Annotated in this window: 18 protein-coding genes; 11 read left to right on the top strand and 7 right to left on the bottom strand. The window is 37.9% G+C overall.

Going from position 1 to position 20,607, the window contains the following annotated elements:
- Positions 1-34: 34 nt before the first annotated feature.
- The 3 genes from JG479_RS17455 to JG479_RS17465 all read right to left on the bottom strand — a co-directional run bounded on the left by JG479_RS17455 (position 35) and on the right by JG479_RS17465 (position 2,375).
- Positions 35-1,204, bottom strand: a complete 1,170-nt coding sequence (locus JG479_RS17455; protein WP_200220596.1) for a cache domain-containing protein — start codon at positions 1,202-1,204, stop codon at positions 35-37.
- Between the two features lie 101 nt (positions 1,205-1,305).
- Complete coding sequence (locus JG479_RS17460) at positions 1,306-1,680, bottom strand: hypothetical protein (RefSeq protein ID WP_033020651.1); 375 nt, start codon at positions 1,678-1,680, stop codon at positions 1,306-1,308.
- A gap of 266 nt (positions 1,681-1,946) precedes the next feature.
- Complete coding sequence (locus JG479_RS17465) at positions 1,947-2,375, bottom strand: Lrp/AsnC family transcriptional regulator (protein ID WP_002958609.1); 429 nt, start codon at positions 2,373-2,375, stop codon at positions 1,947-1,949.
- A 194-nt stretch (positions 2,376-2,569) separates the two neighbouring features.
- Between JG479_RS17465 and JG479_RS17470 the strand changes: the two genes are divergently transcribed.
- From JG479_RS17470 to JG479_RS17485, 4 genes are read left to right on the top strand one after another with little or no spacing between them, the layout of a single operon-like run.
- Positions 2,570-3,775 carry an aspartate aminotransferase family protein gene (locus JG479_RS17470; protein ID WP_200220597.1) on the top strand — a complete coding sequence of 402 codons (1,206 nt, stop codon included), beginning with the start codon at positions 2,570-2,572 and terminating at the stop codon, positions 3,773-3,775.
- 50 nt (positions 3,776-3,825) lie between these two features.
- Entirely contained in the window at positions 3,826-4,860 is a 1,035-nt protein-coding gene (astA, locus tag JG479_RS17475; RefSeq protein ID WP_182671203.1) for an arginine N-succinyltransferase, read from the top strand.
- A gap of 7 nt (positions 4,861-4,867) precedes the next feature.
- Positions 4,868-6,334, top strand: coding sequence for a succinylglutamate-semialdehyde dehydrogenase (gene astD, locus JG479_RS17480; protein WP_200220598.1), 1,467 nt, complete (start codon positions 4,868-4,870; stop codon positions 6,332-6,334).
- Positions 6,335-6,369: 35 nt separating this feature from the next.
- Positions 6,370-7,173, top strand: coding sequence for a DUF1338 domain-containing protein (locus tag JG479_RS17485; RefSeq protein WP_096794559.1), 804 nt, complete (start codon positions 6,370-6,372; stop codon positions 7,171-7,173).
- Positions 7,174-7,244: 71 nt separating this feature from the next.
- Here the strand turns inward: JG479_RS17485 and JG479_RS17490 are convergent, their stop codons facing one another.
- Positions 7,245-8,525, bottom strand: a complete 1,281-nt coding sequence (locus JG479_RS17490; RefSeq protein WP_002958615.1) for a flavohemoglobin expression-modulating QEGLA motif protein — start codon at positions 8,523-8,525, stop codon at positions 7,245-7,247.
- A 146-nt stretch (positions 8,526-8,671) separates the two neighbouring features.
- Here JG479_RS17490 and JG479_RS17495 point away from each other — a divergent pair, with 146 nt between their 5' ends.
- From JG479_RS17495 to JG479_RS17525, 7 genes are all read left to right on the top strand, one after another.
- Positions 8,672-8,929, top strand: a complete 258-nt coding sequence (locus tag JG479_RS17495) for a DUF3081 domain-containing protein (protein WP_002958616.1) — start codon at positions 8,672-8,674, stop codon at positions 8,927-8,929.
- The gene (locus JG479_RS17500; RefSeq protein WP_002958617.1) at positions 8,929-9,234 is read left to right on the top strand and encodes a hypothetical protein; all 306 of its coding nucleotides are present in this window, start codon (positions 8,929-8,931) and stop codon (positions 9,232-9,234) included. Before JG479_RS17495 ends, JG479_RS17500 begins: the two co-directional genes overlap by 1 nt.
- Before the next feature lie 409 nt (positions 9,235-9,643).
- Positions 9,644-10,219, top strand: a complete 576-nt coding sequence (gene betI, locus JG479_RS17505) for a transcriptional regulator BetI (RefSeq protein ID WP_002958618.1) — start codon at positions 9,644-9,646, stop codon at positions 10,217-10,219.
- A 1-nt stretch (position 10,220) separates the two neighbouring features.
- Entirely contained in the window at positions 10,221-11,684 is a 1,464-nt protein-coding gene (gene betB, locus JG479_RS17510; protein WP_002958619.1) for a betaine-aldehyde dehydrogenase, read from the top strand.
- Between the two features lie 11 nt (positions 11,685-11,695).
- Positions 11,696-13,363 carry a choline dehydrogenase gene (gene betA, locus JG479_RS17515; RefSeq protein ID WP_024596000.1) on the top strand — a complete coding sequence of 556 codons (1,668 nt, stop codon included), beginning with the start codon at positions 11,696-11,698 and terminating at the stop codon, positions 13,361-13,363.
- Positions 13,364-13,521: 158 nt separating this feature from the next.
- Positions 13,522-14,739: a BCCT family transporter gene (locus JG479_RS17520; RefSeq protein ID WP_182716610.1), complete on the top strand. Its 1,218-nt coding sequence runs from the start codon at positions 13,522-13,524 to the stop codon at positions 14,737-14,739.
- Positions 14,740-14,748: 9 nt separating this feature from the next.
- Complete coding sequence (locus JG479_RS17525; RefSeq protein ID WP_138490427.1) at positions 14,749-15,450, top strand: TorF family putative porin; 702 nt, start codon at positions 14,749-14,751, stop codon at positions 15,448-15,450.
- 115 nt (positions 15,451-15,565) lie between these two features.
- Here JG479_RS17525 and JG479_RS17530 read toward each other — a convergent pair whose 3' ends face one another.
- The 3 genes from JG479_RS17530 to fdxA form a co-directional block, all read right to left on the bottom strand.
- Positions 15,566-17,320 (bottom strand): putative bifunctional diguanylate cyclase/phosphodiesterase, encoded by a 1,755-nt coding sequence (locus tag JG479_RS17530; protein ID WP_442793220.1) that lies wholly within the window; start codon positions 17,318-17,320, stop codon positions 15,566-15,568.
- A 567-nt stretch (positions 17,321-17,887) separates the two neighbouring features.
- Positions 17,888-20,131: a carbohydrate binding family 9 domain-containing protein gene (locus JG479_RS17535; RefSeq protein WP_200220600.1), complete on the bottom strand. Its 2,244-nt coding sequence runs from the start codon at positions 20,129-20,131 to the stop codon at positions 17,888-17,890.
- Between the two features lie 137 nt (positions 20,132-20,268).
- Complete coding sequence (gene fdxA / locus JG479_RS17540; protein ID WP_002958626.1) at positions 20,269-20,592, bottom strand: ferredoxin FdxA; 324 nt, start codon at positions 20,590-20,592, stop codon at positions 20,269-20,271.
- Positions 20,593-20,607 lie beyond the last annotated feature (15 nt).

A 20,607-nucleotide genomic window follows, 5' to 3' on the forward strand; every position in this document is an offset into this window, starting at 1 on the left:
TCCAAAGCTTAGCTAACTTATGAAAGGTATCGAGTTAGTTACTCTTTTCGTTTGACGAATGGAGTGCTTTTTCTACATCAACACCTAAAATCAACACTCCAATATGACTATTATTATTATCTAAAACAGGAAAACTTAGCTGTACTTGAAAATGATGGGTTGATGCATCATATGTAACGCTATCAAAGTTATAGTCCTTTGACTGTTTAAATATTTTAGTAAACTTATTCTCATCCCCTTGCCAGTAATCACTGGTTAACTTACTTATTGCTATATTTTTTCCTTGGCTATCAGTCAATATAAGCTCAGTAACAACACCTTTAAACTGCGATTGCCATTTTTTAAATACCTTAGATAACGGTAAATCAAGCATAGTTAACGCATCAGCATGCCCAACGTGTTTACTTTCTTTTATCCATAGCTGGTCTCGTTTCATAATTTCAGGCTCACTCAAAGGAGACTCATTACTTATTTGAACTTCTTCGACTAAACTAGGTAAGTTTAATAAGGTTTTAGCGCTACTATAGAGCCTATCAAGTATTTGCTTTTCTTCACTTTTTGATAGTGAAAATGGAGCTTGCGCACAAGTATTTATATTTTCATCGAACTGATGCATAAATTCAGGAAGGCGTTTGAGAAGTGAATGCGAAGCAAATAATCCCAAAGGTACATATCTAAAAAATTCTTTTTGGTACTCGTCTTTATTAATCCCTAGCTTAGAGGCTGCTAATTCAAAATCGTCTAAATCAAGTAGGATTCTATCAATCCGTTTATGGTGCATTACATTTACTATTTCTTCTAATGAATTTACCTCTACCTCAGCAATAATATTCTGAGTTTTAAACCAATTTGCTTGATAACTTCCTCTTACTGCACCGTAACGCATTTTGTTTTTTGGTTTATTAATGCTCTCTGGATGAGTAAACCAGTACCAGCTTTCTAAAAAAATGGGTGATGATATACGTCCATAAGCTTTCATTTCAGGCATTAAATGGGTTGTGAAATATCCATCTAAGCGCTCTAACTTTACTTCTCTACGTGCACGTAACCATGGCAAGGTTTGTAGCTGAAAAGGGGCTCCCATTTCAAATAAAATACACTCGACTTGGTTGACTGCATTATTAGGTGCCGTGGTGGGTAAGTTTGTCCCAAACTGGAGAGGCTCAGTTAAACCTAATAAAAGAGTAAAAAAATATGCGGGCATAATCTATTGCTAAATAATGTACAAATTAAAATAAGTGTAGCCAAACAGATTAAAATTGCATTATTTGCTGTAATTATTAAGTAACAGCTCTACTTTCCTCGCTATGCAGCGCTGACACAGTTAATAAACCGTTCTGTTAGCAGTGTTACTGTAGCTTTGTCTGTATAGTGCTGCTTAGCATTTTTCATAATATGCTTTGAGCAAACATTTTTAGATTCTTCAAATTGAGAATTGCAGCTAGCAACAGTATTACCTAAAGCTTCCTGATAAGCTTTATCTGCGCACATAGTTAAAGCAAAATCTGTAGCGCCAGCAATTATTTCATTGATATTTACTGAGGATGTTTCGAGTTTAAAATAGATATCACTATACGTATTAACTTCTGTATTCTTCTTTGAAGAAAAATGACTAGCTTTGGCAGTTAAATAATAGCCTATAAGTATGATTGATAATATCACTGTAAAAACCGTTTTCATAATTTCCCTTAAAATAATAATTAATATTATATTTTTTATAGAATAGTACGAATTTTTACATAAATACGAGGGAGTGAGACTCTCTACATCCATGTAAATACTAAATAAATCCTTGTTAAATAATTACTAAAAACGCAATTAAAAACTGTACCTGATTTTATCACTCAAGCGAAATAAAGCAAGAGTCTATAAACAATTTATTTAGCAATGTTTATAGTAACCCTAAATATGTAAACAGCATTTAACGACTCAAGTGTAAAGGGAGATTAACGCTTAAATTTAGTTTCTAAAATAACAGAAGATGTTGTTCGCTCCACCCCATCAAGATTTCCTATATCGTCTAACAAATGACTAAGCTGTTCTAAATTTTGAGCTTGTACTACAGCAATTAAATCAAACTCACCACTTATGGCATATAGCTGTGAAATAGCATCAATTTGCTTAAGCTCAATGTTTGTTTTAGTCGTTAATTTTTGTCTTACTTTTATAGACACATGAGCTGATACCATTTTACTAAGGTAGTCGTCACCGTAATCAACGCTGTAACCTTTAATCACACCGGTTTCTTCTAATTTGAGCATTCGGCTTTGTACAGTTGAACGAGATAAGTCAAGCATTCGCGCAAGATCAGAAATACTCGCTCTTGCATTTGTTTTTAGTACAGAAAGTAGCTTTTCATCTTGTGGAGTTATCATAATGGTAATTTTCTTCGTTATTTTGACTTTTATTTTAATCATTTTTCACAAAATAGCACTGCAATTTTCACTGCCAACCTTCGATAATGGCACCTAACAGAAATAATAACGTGTTTGCTGAAGAATAAAGGCTATATTCTTCTTTGAGTTAGCAACTAATCTTTTATCTAAGCCCATTAAATTTAGGTGTAAAAATGCAAGTAACAAGAGACTTATTTAACGACGTAATGGTACCAAACTATAACCCATCAGCAATTATCCCAGTTCGTGGTGAAGGTTCACGCGTTTGGGATCAAAATAACAATGAGTTCATTGATTTTGCCGGTGGTATTGCCGTTAACTGTTTGGGTCACTGTCATCCTGCATTAGTTAAAGCATTAAAAGAGCAAGGCGAAAAAATTTGGCATTTATCAAATGTTATGACCAATGAGCCAGCACTTCGTTTAGCTCAAAAAATGGTTGAAGCAACATTTGCTGATAAAGTTTACTTTGCAAACTCAGGCGCAGAAGCAAACGAAGCCGCGCTTAAATTATCTCGTCGTTATGCATTGGACGTATATGGCGCTGAAAAAACGCAAATTATTGCATTTAATAAAGGTTTCCATGGTCGCACATTCTTTACAGTAACTGTGGGCGGGCAAGCGGCTTATTCAGATGGCTTTGGTCCAAAACCAGCTGACATAGTACATTGTGATTTTAACGATATAGCGGCATTTGAAGCGCTGATCAGCGATAAAACATGTGCTGTTATGATGGAACCATTACAAGGTGAAGGCGGTATTATTTCACCAACAGATGAATTTGCTAAAAAAGTACGTGAACTTTGTACTAAACATAACGCGTTACTTATTTTTGATGAAGTACAAACGGGTGTTGGCCGCACAGGCGATTTATATGCTTATGAAGGTTTAGGGGTTGTTCCTGACATTTTAACAACGGCAAAAGCATTGGGTGGTGGTTTTCCAATTGGCGCTATGATCACTCGTACACCTATTGCTGAGCATTTAAAAATTGGTACTCACGGTTCTACTTATGGCGGAAACGCACTTGCTTGTGCTGTGGCTGAAGCGGCATTTGATACAGTAAATACACCAGACGTACTAAACGGTGTTAAAGAGCGCGAGCAATTATTCCGTGACGGATTAAACGCAATTAATGAAAAATACAACGTATTTAGCGAAGTACGTGGTAAAGGCTTATTAATTGGCGCAGTACTAAATGACAAATTTGAAGGCCGCGCACGCGACTTTTTAGTAGCCAGTGCTAATAATGGTTTGATGAATCTTGTAGCGGGTATGAATGTAATTCGTTTTACACCATCTTTAATTATTCCGTTTGAAGATATTAAAGAAGGCTTAGCGCGCTTTGAAAAAGCCGTTAGCGACGTAGTAAACGGTTAATATAGTTTAAATTAGCACGCCTACTGGCGTGCTATTGGAGCAAGCAATAAATGCAAGTATTACGTCCTATTACTGCCAATGATTTTGACGCGCTTAAACAAATAGCGATTGAATCCGGTCATGGGTTTACCTCTTTACCTGTGGACGATACACAGCTTAAAGAAAAAATTGAACGTGCTGAAAAAAGCTTTGCCAAAAACATTAACCAGCCACTTGATGAAAGCTATTTATTTGTTTTAGAAGACAGTGAAACAGGTGACGTTATTGGCACAACCGCTATAGAAGCCGCAGTAGGTTTATCGGTGCCTTTATATCATTATCATTTGGGTAAAACAGTACACCACTCGCCTACTTTAAATGTATATAACACCGTTGATATTTTAAGCATGTGTAACGACTACACTGGTTGCTCAGAAATATGTACATTATTTTTGCGCGAAAATAGCCGCAAAGGTTTAACGGGTCGATTTTTATCACGTTCACGCTTTTTGTTTATGGCTCAACATAGCGAGCGTTTTGCCGATACTGTTATCGCAGAAATGCGCGGTGTTAGCGACGAAGACGGTCATTCTCCTTTTTGGCAATGGCTACAAGAGCACTTTTTTAGTATCGAATTTCCACAAGCGGATCACTTAGTTGGCTTAGGCGATAAGGTATTTATTAGCGAGTTAATGCCTAAATACCCTATTTATGTGAACTTGCTTAGTAAAAAAGCCCAAGCAGTGATTGGGCATGTGCATGAAAAAACAAAACCTGCGCTAAAACTATTAGAAAAGGAAGGTTTTGAGCACAGAGGCTACGTTGACTTATTTGATGCAGGCCCAACAGTTGAAGCAAAGCTTGGTAATATTCGCAGCATTCGCGACTCTCAAGTTTGCCCTGTTACGATTGGCGAGCTTGATCACATATCACAAAATAGCTCAGATACGCTGGCTGTATGTAATCAAGGCGTAAGTGGCTTTAGAGCAACATTTACCAAAGAAGCACATTACAATCATGCAAAACATACCCTCGTCATTAGCCAAGATGTGGCTAAAGCACTTAATTTAAGTCAAGGAGATGCAGCGCGATTTTTCCGCCTGTAAATTATTTATGAATACACACCTAATTAATAACCAGTGGCATGTGGGACTTGGTCCAGCATTTGAGTCAACCAATCCAAGTAATGGCGATGTGGTATGGCAAGGTAATGGCGCAAACGCCCAGCAAGTAGATTCTGCTATAAAAGCAGCCAGAGCAGCACAGGTACAATGGGCAGACAAACCGCTTGAAGAGCGTATCGCCATTTTAGAAAAGTTCGCAGCACAATTAAAAGAACACAGCGAAGAATTTGCTACTATTATTGCACGCGAAACGGGTAAGCCATTATGGGAAACCCGCACCGAAGTGGGCGCAATGACAGGCAAAGTAGCTATATCTGTAAAAGCGTACCATGAGCGTACAGGTACAACCGAAAACCCAATGCCCGGTGCTAAAGCGTTTATTAGACACAAGCCGCATGGCGTTGTGGCTATTTTTGGTCCGTATAACTTTCCGGGACATTTACCAAACGGGCATATTGTTCCTGCAATTTTAGCAGGCAACACCGTGGTATTTAAGCCATCAGAATTGACTCCGCACGTTGCAGAATTTACCCTCTCACTTTGGTTAAAAGCAGGTTTGCCAGCGAGTGTTATTAACCTTGTGCAAGGTGAAATTGAAACAGGCAAAGCGCTTGCTTCTCATAAAGACATAGATGGCTTATTTTTTACCGGTAGCTCAAACACAGGTCACTTACTACATAAGCAGTTTGCAGGACACCCTGGCAAAATTTTAGCACTTGAAATGGGCGGTAATAATCCTCTTATTGTAAAAGATGTGAGCGATATAAGCGCCGCTGTACACGATATTATTCAATCAGGCTTTATTACCTCAGGTCAACGTTGTACGTGTGCACGTCGCTTATTTATTGAAAAATCAGCCAACGGCGATGCTATTTTAGAAAAGCTAATAAGCGCGACTAAAAACTTAGTTGTAGACGACAGCTTTGCTACAGAGCAGCCTTTTATGGGTGCAATGATAAGCGAAAAAGCAGCACTGGGTATGGTTGCTGCGCAAAGTGAATTAGTGTCAAAAGGCGCGCAAATCCTTGTTGAACTTAAGCAATTAAAACCAGCCACAGGTTTTGTAAGCCCTGGCATTATTGATGTAACAAGCATTACCGACATGCCAGATGAAGAGCATTTTGGACCGCTAATTAAAGTGTATCGTTACACCGACTTTGACAGCGCAATCATTGAAGCTAACAACACAAGCTTTGGTTTATCTGCAGGTTTACTTAGCGACAGTGAAGATGACTACACTCACTTTTTAAAGCGCATTCGTGCCGGTATTGTTAACTGGAACCGCCCTATCACAGGTGCCTCTAGTGCAGCTCCATTTGGCGGCATTGGCGCCAGTGGAAATCACAGAGCAAGTGCATATTACGCCGCCGATTATTGCGCATACCCTGTAGCATCTGTGGAGTCAGATAAAGTGAGCTTACCGCAAACCCTAGCGCCGGGCTTAGTAATTGAATAAGCAATAAAACCAAATTTTAGATTTAAGGACTTAACATGCATACTGATGTAAATACATTATTTGAGAACCTTTGGGAAAACTATTTAAACGTAACTCCATCGGCAGATAAAATTCATGACCTTTTAGGTTCAACGCAAAAAGATGACATCATTAACGATCATATTGCGCTGCGTACATTTAATATAGAAAAAGTGAGTCTTGAAAAGCTCGCCGCTCACTTTTTAGCAATTGGTTACAAAGAATGTGGTGAGTACCACTTTGAAGCTAAAAAACTTTACGCAAAACACTATGAGCATAGCGATCCTAATCAGCCAAAAGTATTTATCTCTGAACTATTAGTAGAAAAATGCTCGCCAGAGTTACAAGCCATCGTGACAGATATGGTAAGCCAAATTGACGAAAGTGCAGTTACAGCAGACAACTTTTTATATTCAGGCACGCATTGGCAAGTAAGCACCGATACTTACAAACAACTGCTAGCTGAAAGCGAATATGCAGCGTGGATGTCGGCGTGGGGTTACCGTGCCAATCACTTTACCGTAAATATTAATACGCTTGCTAAGTTTGATAACATTCATGATGTTAACCAAGCTCTAAAAAATGCAGGTTTTTCACTTAATACATCAGGCGGCGAAGTTAAAGGCTCACCAGAGGTGTTACTAGAGCAATCGTCAACACTTGCTGATGAATACTCTGTTACCTTTAGTGACGGTGATATGAGCATTCCTAGCTGCTTTTATGAGTTTGCTATTCGTTACCCTAAAGCAGACGGCGAGCTTTATACTGGTTTTGTTGCAGCCTCAGCTGACAAAATATTTGAAAGCACTAACGCGCGATAATTACATTTAAAGTACTTTAATTTAAAAGCCCGTTACGGGCTTTTTTTATGTCGGTAAGTTATATTGATTAATTATAAAAATAGCGGTTTATAATCGTTTTCTAACTTTTCAAACGACAAGTCGCCAATAAAACGGCCAAAGCTCAACCAAGTTGCCAAACCGCGTAAATCTTTAAAGTGTGGTGGTACAAATTGTGGGCTCTCTATTACACCTAAATCATGAAGCTGCGATATTAATCTAAAATCATCTATCGATATTTTACCTACCAGTAATAAAGGAAGTCTATCTATTCGACCAAGCTGTATTGCAACGCGTATTAAGTTATAAACCAGTACAAAGCCTTTAATGTAGGCAATATCTTTTGTAAAAGGCAAGCCTGTTGGCGTACTGCCTCTAAATACACGCTGCGCAAGTGTGTAGCTGTCATCTTTTGATAAACCTTGCGCTACGTAATCACGGTAAATGTCTACAAACTCAGCGCCATCTATTACCTTTGTAACGGCTTGAATACGATTCACTAATTTAGATAAACGCCTTGGGGTTGATTTTAAAGTAATAATTTCGGTTAGTACCGCTAAACCTTCTTGGGTAATAGTGGAGCTTGGCGTACCTTTACTCAAACACGTTAAATAAGGCTGAGCTAAACCATTTTGAGTGGTACCTACGTGTATCCACCCTTCGTGAACTTCTAAGATATCAAGTTCACGCTGCGAAAACTTAACATCTTGATTAAGCTTTATATTATTAGCACCTGCGGCTGCATCACTAACAATACCATCGCTAAGCATTACCTCTACGTTTATGCCTGCCATACTAGCGGTTACTTGCTCAGACAAAATACGCACTGCATCAACAGCATCAATATTTTTAGGGTCGTCAGGCAGTATGTCGGCTATAAGTAAATTTTGCAGCGGTTTATCTAGCATATTAGCTAGCTCAGAAAGTGAGGGCTCACCGGCATGAAATAAATCTTTAGGGTGACCAAATAACTCCACCGATAAGTCATGAAACTCTGGTGTGCCACGATACTCAAGCATACTTAATACTGTTTTATACTCTGTGCACATTTTTCCCATGTATTGAGCTATGGGATTTAACTGCCCCAATTGGTTAATAATGTTACGGTGCAAAGTAGAAAACGCTTGGCGTAACTCGCTAGGTACAAAACCAAGATCGCGCTGTTGATAGTATGCACGATCGATCAGTGGATTTTTTTGACATTTTTGTCTAAAAAACTCCTCTTTAGTTTGTTTATCCCAATTAATAGCATCGAGTATCCTAATAGGCGTTTGCAATGCAATTAATTGATCCGATAACTCACGAGTTTTTAGTAGTAACGCCTTGTCTATCATGGTGTAAGCTCAACAATAAATGAATTTTGAGCATAATTTAAAAAGGCCAAATTACAAAGCAATATCACATTTTTTTAGCTATTGTTTTTAAGATGATCGACCCTCATATCTATATCGTATTAGCTTTTTAATAAAAGGTATAAAACATGAAAAACGAAATCGACAATAAACAGATTTTAGCCGTATATGAACGCATAATTCAAAAAGGTGAAATGACTGATGAAGGCAAACATTATCAGGGAGTTACTGCATATTCAGACGTAGACGGTTACACCGTATATCTACAAGGTAGCGGTGTAGAACTGCGCTTTGGTTTTCATAATACTTACCACCTTGACTACGAACATGAAAAGCATAAAGACGACTTTTTGAAAAAATTATATAACATTGCAAACGAGAGCTAATGCACCCACGAAAACTAAGACACCGCCCGACCAGTAAGCTCAATACTACTTTTATTAATCAAGTAGTAGAAGAGCTTAAAGCTAATCCAAGTAAAGTCTCTATTATTCAAGACAACCTAGAACAGTACCGTTCTCAAACTCATTTAAAGCGTGGTTTTTTACTGGCTATAGAACGCTTTGATTGGGTATTTGAAGCAAGCAAAGATATTGATTTCATTTGCCAGCAAATTTTAGCTGATGACTACATTGGCAATAGACTAAGACGTTACCCCCTACTTTTTAAAGGCGTTATTAATAATGCCTGACCTTTCAATACCAAGCGCTTTAAAACGATAAAACCACAAAGTTTACTCTCCATATAAATTTATTAGAGCACTAAGCAATTGCAGGTTTAGTGCTCTTTTGTATCAAAATAATACTATTAGTACTCTAACTATTATTGTTCTAATGGTTTTTTGACATTTTATTCATTTATTGCTGTAAACAAATCATTACTATTATTGAATTTAAAAATTAAATTCTCAAGCCACTGTTTTAAATGAAATTAAACAAATAAAAACCACATCTTCTTTGTCCTATTAATTGCTCTTTTATTAATGATTAATCTACATTTTGGCATCTAGGTATTTACTTCAGCCTTGAATTGTTAGAGCTATTACCTTAAGCTTATGTTTATTGAACGTTCAATTAATAAAAATTATGCCTAAAGTCGGAATGGAACCTGTCAGACGTCAGCAGCTAATTGACGCAACTATAGAGTCAGTTGCTACTAAGGGACTACAAGGCACAACAATAAACAGCATTAGTAAAAATGCAGGTTTATCGTCAGGCATCATTAGTCATTATTTTAATGGTAAGCAGGGGTTAATTGAAGCCACGGTTAGATACTTACTAACAAGCTTAAAGCAAGGCTTAATAAGTAAAGTAAATCATCAAACCACTGCCATTGAGCGTTTAATGTTTATTATCGAAGCCAACTTTGCGCTTGTACAACAGCGTAATGATACAACCCGAACGTGGTTAAGTTTTTGGGCGCAATCGATGCATGATGAAGAATTACACAGACTACAAAACGTAAACAGTAAACGCTTGCAAAGTAATTTAGCATTTTCTTTTAAGCAATTAATGCCTATTGAGCAAGCAAATCAAGCTGCAGAACTTAGCGCCGCAATGATCGATGGCCTATGGTTAAGAGCAGTACTGAGTAAATCAGACAATAATCAGTTTAAACACAGTGAAAAGTTAGCAAAGAGCTATGTACTTTCACTTATCAAGCAATATGGAGCCTAGCGTGACTACACCTGTCTATCAAAATTTTATTAACGGCCATTTTCTTGCAAACCAGAGCGGCAAAACATTTGATGTAACAAACCCAGCAACGGGTGAGGTTATTTACGCAGTAGAAATTGCCGACGAATTTATTCAAAACGCAGCCATTGCCAGTGCAAAGCAAGGTTTTGCACAGTGGTCAGCAATGACACCTATTGAACGTAGTCGTATTTTATTAAAAGCAGTGGCTATTTTACGCGAGCGCAATGATGAGCTGGCACTTGTAGAAGTACTCGACACCGGCAAACCAATGCAAGAAGCAAATTGTGTTGATATTGAAACCGGCGCTGATGTAATTGAATACTTTGCAGGCCTTGCGCCAGCACAAGTAGGCCAACAACAAATGGTTGGTGATGACTTTTACTACACACGTAAAGAGCCATTAGGTATCTGTGCGGGTATAGGTGCATGGAACTACCCACTACAAATTGCATGTTGGAAGTCGGGCCCTGCCCTTGCTGCTGGTAATGCATTTATATTTAAACCATCTGAAGAAACACCACTTGGCGCTATTAAACTTGCAGAAGTATTTGTTGAAGCTGGTGTACCTGCAGGTGTGTTTAATGTTGTTCAAGGCGCAGGCGATGTAGGCCAGTGGCTAACGCAGCATAGCGATATTGATAAAGTATCGTTTACGGGTGAAGTAGGCACAGGTAAAAAAGTAGTCGCGAGTGCTGCCGGTACGTTAAAAGATGTCACGATGGAACTTGGTGGTAAATCTCCACTATTAGTATTTGATGATGCCAACATAGAGCAAGCGGTTAGCGCTGCTATGTTAGGTAACTTTTATACGCAAGGCGAAATTTGTACTAACTGTACACGTATTTACGTTCATAAAAATGTATATCAGCAGTTTATTGATGAGCTTAAAGCGCGCACTGAGAAAAACATTATTGCTGGCGACCCACAAGATTTAAATACAAACTTTGGCGCACTTATCTCTAAAAAGCACCAAGAACTAGTGATGAGCTACGTTAATAAAGGCATCGAAGAAGGTGCAACGCTATTAACTGGTGGTACAACGCTTTCACCTGAATCTGCACCTAATGGCTATTTTGTAGCACCGACTGTGTTCATTGATTGCAACGACGATATGACAATCGTTAAAGAAGAAATATTTGGCCCTGTAATGAGCGTGCTTGTTTTTGACGACGAAGACGATGTTATTGCACGCGCTAACGCAACCCACCTAGGCTTGGCCGCAGGCGTATTTACTAGCGATATTAAACGTGCGCACCGCGTTATTCATAAGTTACAAGCGGGTATTTGTTGGATTAATGCATACGGTAACTCACCTGCTGAAATGCCAGTTGGCGGTTATAAGCAATCGGGCATTGGCCGTGAAAATGGTATACAAACTCTTGATCAATACACGCAAACTAAGTCTATTTATGTTGGTATGGCCGACATAGAAAGCCCATTTTAAGGCGCCCTACTATGAGTAATCATTACGACTATATTATTGTTGGCGCGGGTTCGGCGGGTTGTGTTTTAGCAAACCGTTTATCTGAAGATTCAAGTAACCGCGTGTTACTACTTGAAACTGGCGGTAGTGATAAAAGTATTTTTATAAAAATGCCAACCGCGTTATCTATTCCTATGAATAGTGACAAATATGCATGGCAGTTTCATACGCAGCCTGAGCCTCATTTAGATAACCGTGAGATGCATTGTCCTCGAGGCAAAGTATTAGGCGGCTCGTCATCTATTAATGGCATGGTATACGTACGTGGCCACGCAAAAGATTTTGACGAATGGCAGCAACACGGTGCAAACGGCTGGGATTACCAATCGTGTTTACCGTATTTTCAAAAAGCAGAAAGCTTTTATCTTGGTGAAAATACTTACCGTGGTGGCAAAGGCCCGCTTGGCGTTAATAACGGCAACGAAATGAAAAACCCGCTTTACCGCACCTTTATCAAAGCAGGTGTACAAGCCGGTTACGCGTCTACAGATGATTATAATGCATCGCAGCAAGAGGGTTTTGGCCCAATGCACATGACCGTAAAAGACGGCGTGCGCAGCTCTGCTTCGCGTGAGTATTTAGACCCTGTTAAATCGCGTAGTAATTTAACGATTATTACAGGTGCACTAGCACAGCGCGTGATTTTAGATGGTAAAAAAGCCACAGGCATTGAATACAAAGTAAATGGCGACGTTAAAACTGCACATGCTGCAAAAGACGTTATATTAAGTGCAGGCCCTATCGGCTCTCCACATATTTTACAACTCTCTGGTATTGGTGATACTCAAGCGCTTGAAAAAGCAGGCGTTGAAGTACAGCATCATCTACCAGGTGTAGGTCAAAACTTACAAGATCATCTTGAGTTTTACTTTCAATACAAGTGTAAGCAACCTATCACGCTTAACGGCAAACTAGGCATTGTTTCAAAAGGGTTGATTGGTGCGCGCTGGTTATTAACGCGTTCGGGTTTAGGTGCAACGAATCATTTTGAATCGTGTGCGTTTATTCGCTCAAAACCAGGTGTTGAATGGCCAGATATTCAATATCACTTTTTACCAGCGGCTATGCGTTACGATGGTAGAAGTGCATTTGCAGGTCATGGTTTTCAGGTACATGTTGGTCATAACAAACCAAAAAGTCGCGGTAGTGTCACTATTGCTTCTGCGAACCCTGAGCAACCACCAACCATTTTATTTAATTACCTTGAACACCAAGACGATATTGAAGGCTTTAGAGCGTGCGTTCGCTTAACACGCGACATAATCGAACAAAGTGCCTTTGATGAATACCGCGATGAAGAAATTCAACCAGGTAAACATATTCAAACAGATGAAGAAATAGATGCCTTTGTACGCCAAGCCGTAGAAAGTGCCTACCACCCTTCTTGCTCATGCAAAATGGGTGAAGATGATATGGCCGTTGTTAATTCAAATACGCAAGTACATGGTATTGAAGGACTACGTGTTGTTGACTCATCTATATTCCCAACAGTTCCTAACGGAAACTTGAATGCGCCTACTATTATGGTTGCCGAAAAAGCAGCTGACATAATTTTAGGTAAAGAACCATTACAGAAATCGGATGTGAATGTTGCCATAACAACAAATTGGCAAGAAACACAACGTAGTTCGGAGATCTAACTTTAGCCTCATGCTCAGGTTTAGCCTCGCCGGGCTAAACCATTGCGTGCCTTGCAGTGGCACACGATGTAAATAGGTTACGTTGTGTTAATGCGAGAATAAAACAATAAAATACGGAGTGCTTATGAATTATTTTTATTCATTATTGGAGGGTAACAATGACTATTTGGCTTAATGCAGGCATCATTTTTACCTTACTTGCTATTATCACTATTTTAATTAAATGGGGTAATGTTCGCGTAGTAGGTGTAACACCAGTTCGAACCTTTACGTTTATAGCAATACTATTTACTTCTGGCCTTGATGTTGGCCTTATTATGTTTCCTTTAACTGAGTTTGCAGGTTATGCAGACATAAAAGCAAGCCCAGAATACGCGTTTGCAAATCCACTGGCTATTGAGTTTGGCTACTGGGGATTTTTGATCTGGGGATTTTACTTTCTTACGTGCTTTTATTTCTGTGTAATAGAACCTAAAGTGAAATTTTTCGAAATTCCTTGGGTTAAATTTATCAATAACGTTGTAATTATTGGTACATGTGCATTTACCGCTTATTTACTGCTTACAAACCTACCATGGTATTTACCCGAATTAGGCGATGGAACAAGTATAGTTTCTGAGTTTTATTTAATTGTATTCGCGGCTATTTGTTTTGCTGTGTACTCAAGTACTGACATTAAATATGTACGTATTTTAAGTATCTCTACTACGTGGTTATTCTTAGCCTTAATCGCCTTTATGTGGGCTGGCGCATTTGTGATTGGTGATAGTCAAATGTCAGCATTTACAGATAACTTAGGTTCTATTGGTACTTACTTTGCAAACATTAATGAATTTGTTTTACCGCTTAATGATTACCATGAGTTTTACTTATTCTGGTGGTTTGCGTGGAGCATAATGATTGGTCAATTTACATCACGCTTTGTTGGTGGACTTAAAACATACCAAGTATTAGCTGCAATGTTGATTTTCCCTTCTATTCCTATTGCGATTTGGTTTAGCGTACTTTATCACTACCATGAAGCGGGCATCCCAACTCAAGGTATTAAAAACTTCGCTATGGTATTTGTAGGTATTGTATTTGTAATTAACTCACTTGATTCGTTAGTGCGTTTATATACAGATAACCTAAACTTTACCGTAAAGCGTTTTGGCAAAATGAAATACATAATCGGAAATGTTGTTGCTCTATCATTACTTACACTATTGTTTAAATTAGAATTTTTACAAATTCAGTGGGTAGGCGCATTAGTTATTGGCTTGTTCTTTATCTGTGCAGCTTTTATTGGTTACAGTAAATTTAAAACAGTAACGAATATAGATAGCTCACCAAAAGCAAACGCAATTGATTACACAAAAATAGACACAGTACACTAGGGATTAATAATGAATAACAAACTAAAACAACTTGTAGTAGCACTACCATTTGCACTTTTATCAACAACTGCAGCAGCTGATTGGTCAACAACAATCACTGCAGCGTCTGACTACACTTTTAATGGTGTAACACAGACCGATAGCGACCCTGCAATTCAAGGCAGCTTAGATTATGCCTTTGATAATGGTGTTTACGCTGGTGTTTGGGCCTCAAACGTAGATTTTGGTGACGACACTGATTTTGAGCTAGATGCTTACTTAGGTAAATATGTACAACTTGATGAGCAATTTAGCGTTGATTACGGTATCGCTTATTACACTTATCAAGGTAATAACAGCGATGGTAACTACGCCGAAGCTTACACTAAGTTTGGTTATGCAAGTGAATACGGCCAAACTGAGCTTAACTTTTGGTATAGCTGGGATTACTTTGGAACAGGTGCGGGTCATGTAATTTCAATGGTTGCTCACACTTATGAACTAGCTCCAAATCACGCACTACGTGCAAGTTTTGATATTTCAAACTCACTTGATGGTGAAAAGTGGGCTTGGGATACAAACCAGAAAAAATCGTACAAGCACTACCGCCTAGCTTATCAAACAAGCTACGAAGGTTTTGGTATTGAAGTGGCTGCTGAAAACACTAGCTTAGATTACGATTATGCTGATGAGCGTATTGTACTTGCTGTTTCACGCACATTTGATCTTTAATACATTAATTACTGATTAAACAAAAAATGCCACTCTATTTAGAGTGGCATTTTTATTTGTAAAATAACTAACTAACTAACTAACTAACTAACTAACTAACTAACTAACTAACTAACTAACTAACAATATCCCACGCACTTGTACCCGATGCAGAAAGATTGCTGGTATTATTACGTAATACTTTATTGCCTACATTAACTGATGACTCAGGACGGCTCACTAAATACCCCTGAACTGAACTCACCCCCATTTTTTTAACAAGCTCAAACTGCCCTATTTCTTCAACGCCTTCAGCTACAATTTTAAGGCCAAGCTTTTGTCCAAGCTCACTAATTGTATTTAATATATCGTTATATTTTTGACTTTTATTGGCTTGAGCTATGAACGAGCGATCAATTTTAATAACATCAATTGGTAAATCAGCTAATGTACTTAACGAGCTAAAACCTGTACCAAAGTCATCAATTGCAATAGTGATGCCTTCTTCTCTTAATCTACTTAGCTCTTTAATTATTCTAGGGCTGGCTTGAATAAATGTTGATTCGGTAATTTCAAGCATTAAAGACGTCGCCGGTAAGCCGGTTTTTTTGAGCTTATTCATTATCCAATCATAAATATCACGGTGCTTTAACTGAATGCCCGAAACGTTAACTGATATTTTTACTTTGCGCATACCTGCATTATGCCATGCGGCCATTTGCCGGCACGATTCAAGCATAATCCAATCGCCAAGCTCTAATATTAAATTCGACTCTTCTGCTATTGGAATAAATTCTGAAGGTGGGATCATACCCTCAACAGGGTGGTCCCAGCGTGTAAGCGCTTCAAAATAATCAATCATACAATCTTCAACATGCACAATTGGTTGAAAAGATAAGTAAAAATCTTTACACGCTAGCGCTAAACGCAATTCTTCGAGTAAATAATGGTAGCGGCGCATTTTGTTACCCATCTCTGGCGAGTAAACTTTAAATATTCCCTTACCATCACTCTTAGCTCTGTACATAGCAACATCAGCTAGTTGTAAAAGTGCTTGTGGGGTTGACGCGCTTTCTGGGTAAGCAGCAATACCAATACTGGCACTAATTTTTACTATTTTATTGCCAAGCACAAAGTCTTTTTCAAGCTCACTTAGCACGTGTTTCGCTATGTCAACAACTCTGTCGCTATCATCAAGTAGTTCTATAAATATGGAGAATTCGTCTCCTCCTAATCTTGATAAGTTTTGCTCTAATTGATTAGCGCTATTAATATTACTTAACTTATGATGACGTAAAACATTTGCAAGTCGACTGGCAACTTGAACTAATATTTCATCACCAAAACTGTGGCCAAACGAATCATTTACTTGTTTAAAGCCATCCAAGTCGATAAATAGAAGCGCACACTTGAGATCTTCCTGATTCGCATGATTTATTTGTCTGTCTATGTGTTCAATATATGCATGGCGGTCAATTAACAGCGTCAGTTTGTCTTGACAAATACTTGTTTGAGTTTGTTTTACATAATTAACTACGTGTGAATTTAAGCTATTTATAGATTGGCTTAAGCTGTTTACACCTAATGGGTTCTCTGCCGGTTTAACTTGTAAATTAAATGCAGTAAGTAAGCTATTGGCTTGGCGATTGAGCTCCGCTATTTGATTTTTATAATGACGTTTTCTACGTTCTCTACGTAAGTAGATACCTGAGCCAAATATCAATATACATAAAAATAAAAAGTTCATGGGTGATGAGAGCGTCATCATAATTAACTTATTAGAATCAGCTGCTACAAATTGGGTATCAGTGGTTTTGATAAGTAAAAAATCAGCTGTTGGCTGCTCAATTATATAATGGCCATTTAAAATGGGATTATACCAAGGAGCCATATCAAGGGAGGTATTCGTGATCTCGAAACTTCGTATATCAATATTAGTCTGAAATAGATTTATACGGTTTATCTGATTCGTTAACTCTATGTTTAAGCAGAAACAAAATAGAACTATGATTAGGAAAATAAAACCGAGTGGCTTAAGTTTATTCATAAAAAAAATCCATCTATTTTGCTTCTCCTATAAAACCTATTACCAAAAACGGATTATATCGCTTGCATTTAGTACTACGCAAGCATTGATATAACCCTAAGCCATTAGAATAACAAAAAATTGTAACGATAATGGATTAACTAACTATATCTACATATAGTATAGGTGGGATTAATAAAAATAAACAAAAACGTTTCAATTGTTTAAAATTTAATACATTAGGTATATAAGCTTTGTCGTTTTTTTGCCGCATTAATCTATGCCTCACCACTACAGCTTTAAGTACTTATATTTACTCAACCTTTATCGCATTTGCTCCGCTGTCGTACATCATTTAAAAATTATTCTTGCGCATTATGCATTGCTACTCAAACTAGTAAGAATTATCGCTAATAAAGTTATTATTAATATTTAAAGCTGCCAGGCATAGCTAACTTTTGTAAATAAGGTACGTTGATCCCGCTCAATATTTTTAAGTGAATCATCTTGGTAACCTCTATCTGAGTAACCCAAATAAAACAGTGTTTGCGCATTAATTTTATATGAGTAAACAAGCTGACTACCATAGTCTTTGTTAATTTGGCTAACTTGATAAAAGTAGGCATTTTCGTCTCTATCAATATCTTCAAATTGTAAAATAAGCTTAAGAATTGAACGCATACTAAATTTATAATGAAGCCTAAAATCAACTAAGTTAGCTGTAAATACACGCTCCCCTTGTGGGTTATCTAATTGGCTGTAGTTATGTTTTACATCGAGCTGCCAATGGTCGTTAATGTCCCACACCATTTGGGTTTGGGTGTCAAACGCATCGCCTAATTGCTCATTTGAATAATCAATGCGGCTAGCGTATTCAATATATAATGATAACTTTAAATCTTTAGTGGGTTTAAAGCCCGTATAAATGTAACCAATATTTTGATTATAAAAATTGTCATTATAATTTTCATAACGGTGTACTAAACCAATTTCAAAAATAGATTGTTTTTGGCCTTTAAAACTCAAAAAGCCTTCGTATTCTTCTTCAAGTAAGTCGCCATTTTGCGCCCACGTTTTATCCCAGTCAGCTTCGTATGACCATGAGGTAAGTAAATCAGACTCATCTCTGTACCATGTTTGTCCGCCACCAAAGCCTACTTTTTCATAATCGACTTTAGCTTGATAACCTAAATCAGTGCGGTAGTCCTGCCCAATATTTTCATAAGATGCAAATAATTTGTAATCACGTTTATCGCGGGTAAATTCTAGAGCATAAGCTTCATCTGATTGAGTTTCGGATAGATTATAATTTTGAATTAAAAATTCAGAGTTACGAGTATCAGCAGATGATACTTGATACAAAAGAGTATCCGATTGATTAAACCAGTAGCTACCATCCACTGATAATACAGTGTTGTGATAGTCATCACTCTCTCTGTGCGTGCTTGAAATACCAATAGTACCTTGCTGACCTAAGTCATATTGATAACGCCCTGCGGCTGCATTCGTTTTTTCGTTTAAGCTTGCAAAGCCAGAGCCCTGATTCGTTGGCAGTAAAATATTACTATTGTCGTCATCAGCTAGCATTAGCGCATAACTATGATCGCCCGTTTTACCCGTCAGCTTTGCACCTAAAGTAGGCTCTGCAATTGTACGTGTATATAAAAGCTCAAATAAGCTACTTTTAAAGTAAGAAGCACCATCTAAAAAGAAAGGACGTTTTTCAGCGTAATAAATTGAGAAGGTTGTATTTACATCAAGCTCTAAAGAGTCAGTTTCTACTTGCGAAAAATCAGGATTAATTGTCGCGTTTAAAACAGCATCTTTTGTTAAACCCCAGCGTAAATCTAAACCCACTTCAGTATCTATATCACCCTTATCCCAATCACCTGGCAACGCAGATTTATTATCGTTACGCAGTGTGGTTAATGTAGGTGTTAATTGGATATTTTTACTTGATTCAATGTCACTAAATCCAACTAACTTATCAAACTGGCAAAGGCTGCATTTCACATTTCTATCAAACCCCATATTTGATAGCTGATATAGCACATCACGTTGGTAGTTTCTCATTACAGAAAAACCCCACGTTAGCTCATTTTTATTTTCAGGAAAACGCAGTGCTTTAAAAGGAATACGCATTTCAACAACATAACCTTTGTCGTTAATTTGTCCTGCGCTATCCCAAATAGCATTCCATGAGGTATCAGAACTCCACCCATCGGTGTCGGTCATTCGTATATCGCCTTGCGCGCCCAGCGGGTTCACATGGAATTCATAACCACTGCGTTCATCATTAAATGTATCAATAACAAGAATAACGACGTCGTCTTCCCATAGCGTATCGCGGTCACGAAGTGATGCACGAATTTGCTCAGGGTTAGGATCCTCAGCAATAAAACCAACATATAAGTTAGTGCCATCTTCGTAAATAAAGGCATCAGTTTTTACAGGAGGAGTGCCTTTTTCGTTAGGCTCATCTTGGTAGAGTAAAGATACACGTGTTGCATTTTGCCAGTGCGCCTCATCCATAACACCATCAACGGTGATATTTGAATCAATACGGGATAAGGATACTTGCTGTTTTTTAGCCGCTACATCAAGGCTTGAAAGTAATAAAGCAAAACTTAAAAATAGGAAGGTAAACTTTTTTATTATAGTTATAAAGTACTGCATAAACATCCATTTAGACTGTAATTACTCATAAGGAGCAACTTAAGCTGAGGATTGTAATTTATCCAGGTACATTTGTTAATACTTTGAAATAAAAAAATTAACTATTTAATGATAAAGGAGTAACTAATTGTTATACATTACGTTTCGAGTAGTTTAAGCTTATCGTCTATGCCATTCCATACATCAGCGTCCTCTGGAGCAGGTTTAACCTCTGTAATGCGCGGCCAGACCAGTGCAAGTTCAGCATTTAATTCAGTAAACTCTTTTTGAGACTCTGGTAGCTCATCTTCTTGGTATATCGCATCAGCTGAACACTCAGGGACACATAAACCACAATCGATACAATCAATCGGGCTAATTGCTAAAAAATTAGGGCCTTCAAAAAATGCATCTGCTGGGCACACTGATACGCAATCGGTGTACTTACATTTTATACAATTTTCGGTGACAACAAACGCCATACTATTTTAATACCT

It is taken from the genome of Pseudoalteromonas sp. LC2018020214, assembly GCF_016598755.1.
In the GTDB taxonomy this organism is placed as follows: domain Bacteria; phylum Pseudomonadota; class Gammaproteobacteria; order Enterobacterales; family Alteromonadaceae; genus Pseudoalteromonas; species Pseudoalteromonas distincta.

Bases quoted from the DNA above. Each gene is read 5' to 3' on its own strand.
- JG479_RS17455 (WP_200220596.1), bottom strand. From the start codon at position 1,204: ATGCCCGCATATTTTTTTACTCTTTTATTAGGTTTAACTGAGCCTCTC.
- JG479_RS17460 (WP_033020651.1), bottom strand. From the start codon at position 1,680: ATGAAAACGGTTTTTACAGTGATATTATCAATCATACTTATAGGCTAT.
- JG479_RS17465 (WP_002958609.1), bottom strand. From the start codon at position 2,375: ATGATAACTCCACAAGATGAAAAGCTACTTTCTGTACTAAAAACAAAT.
- JG479_RS17470 (WP_200220597.1), top strand. From the start codon at position 2,570: ATGCAAGTAACAAGAGACTTATTTAACGACGTAATGGTACCAAACTAT.
- astA (WP_182671203.1), top strand. From the start codon at position 3,826: ATGCAAGTATTACGTCCTATTACTGCCAATGATTTTGACGCGCTTAAA.
- astD (WP_200220598.1), top strand. From the start codon at position 4,868: ATGAATACACACCTAATTAATAACCAGTGGCATGTGGGACTTGGTCCA.
- JG479_RS17485 (WP_096794559.1), top strand. From the start codon at position 6,370: ATGCATACTGATGTAAATACATTATTTGAGAACCTTTGGGAAAACTAT.
- JG479_RS17490 (WP_002958615.1), bottom strand. From the start codon at position 8,525: ATGATAGACAAGGCGTTACTACTAAAAACTCGTGAGTTATCGGATCAA.
- JG479_RS17495 (WP_002958616.1), top strand. From the start codon at position 8,672: ATGAAAAACGAAATCGACAATAAACAGATTTTAGCCGTATATGAACGC.
- JG479_RS17500 (WP_002958617.1), top strand. From the start codon at position 8,929: ATGCACCCACGAAAACTAAGACACCGCCCGACCAGTAAGCTCAATACT.
- betI (WP_002958618.1), top strand. From the start codon at position 9,644: ATGGAACCTGTCAGACGTCAGCAGCTAATTGACGCAACTATAGAGTCA.
- betA (WP_024596000.1), top strand. From the start codon at position 11,696: ATGAGTAATCATTACGACTATATTATTGTTGGCGCGGGTTCGGCGGGT.
- JG479_RS17520 (WP_182716610.1), top strand. From the start codon at position 13,522: ATGACTATTTGGCTTAATGCAGGCATCATTTTTACCTTACTTGCTATT.
- JG479_RS17525 (WP_138490427.1), top strand. From the start codon at position 14,749: ATGAATAACAAACTAAAACAACTTGTAGTAGCACTACCATTTGCACTT.
- JG479_RS17530 (WP_442793220.1), bottom strand. From the start codon at position 17,320: ATGGCTCCTTGGTATAATCCCATTTTAAATGGCCATTATATAATTGAG.
- JG479_RS17535 (WP_200220600.1), bottom strand. From the start codon at position 20,131: ATGCAGTACTTTATAACTATAATAAAAAAGTTTACCTTCCTATTTTTA.
- fdxA (WP_002958626.1), bottom strand. From the start codon at position 20,592: ATGGCGTTTGTTGTCACCGAAAATTGTATAAAATGTAAGTACACCGAT.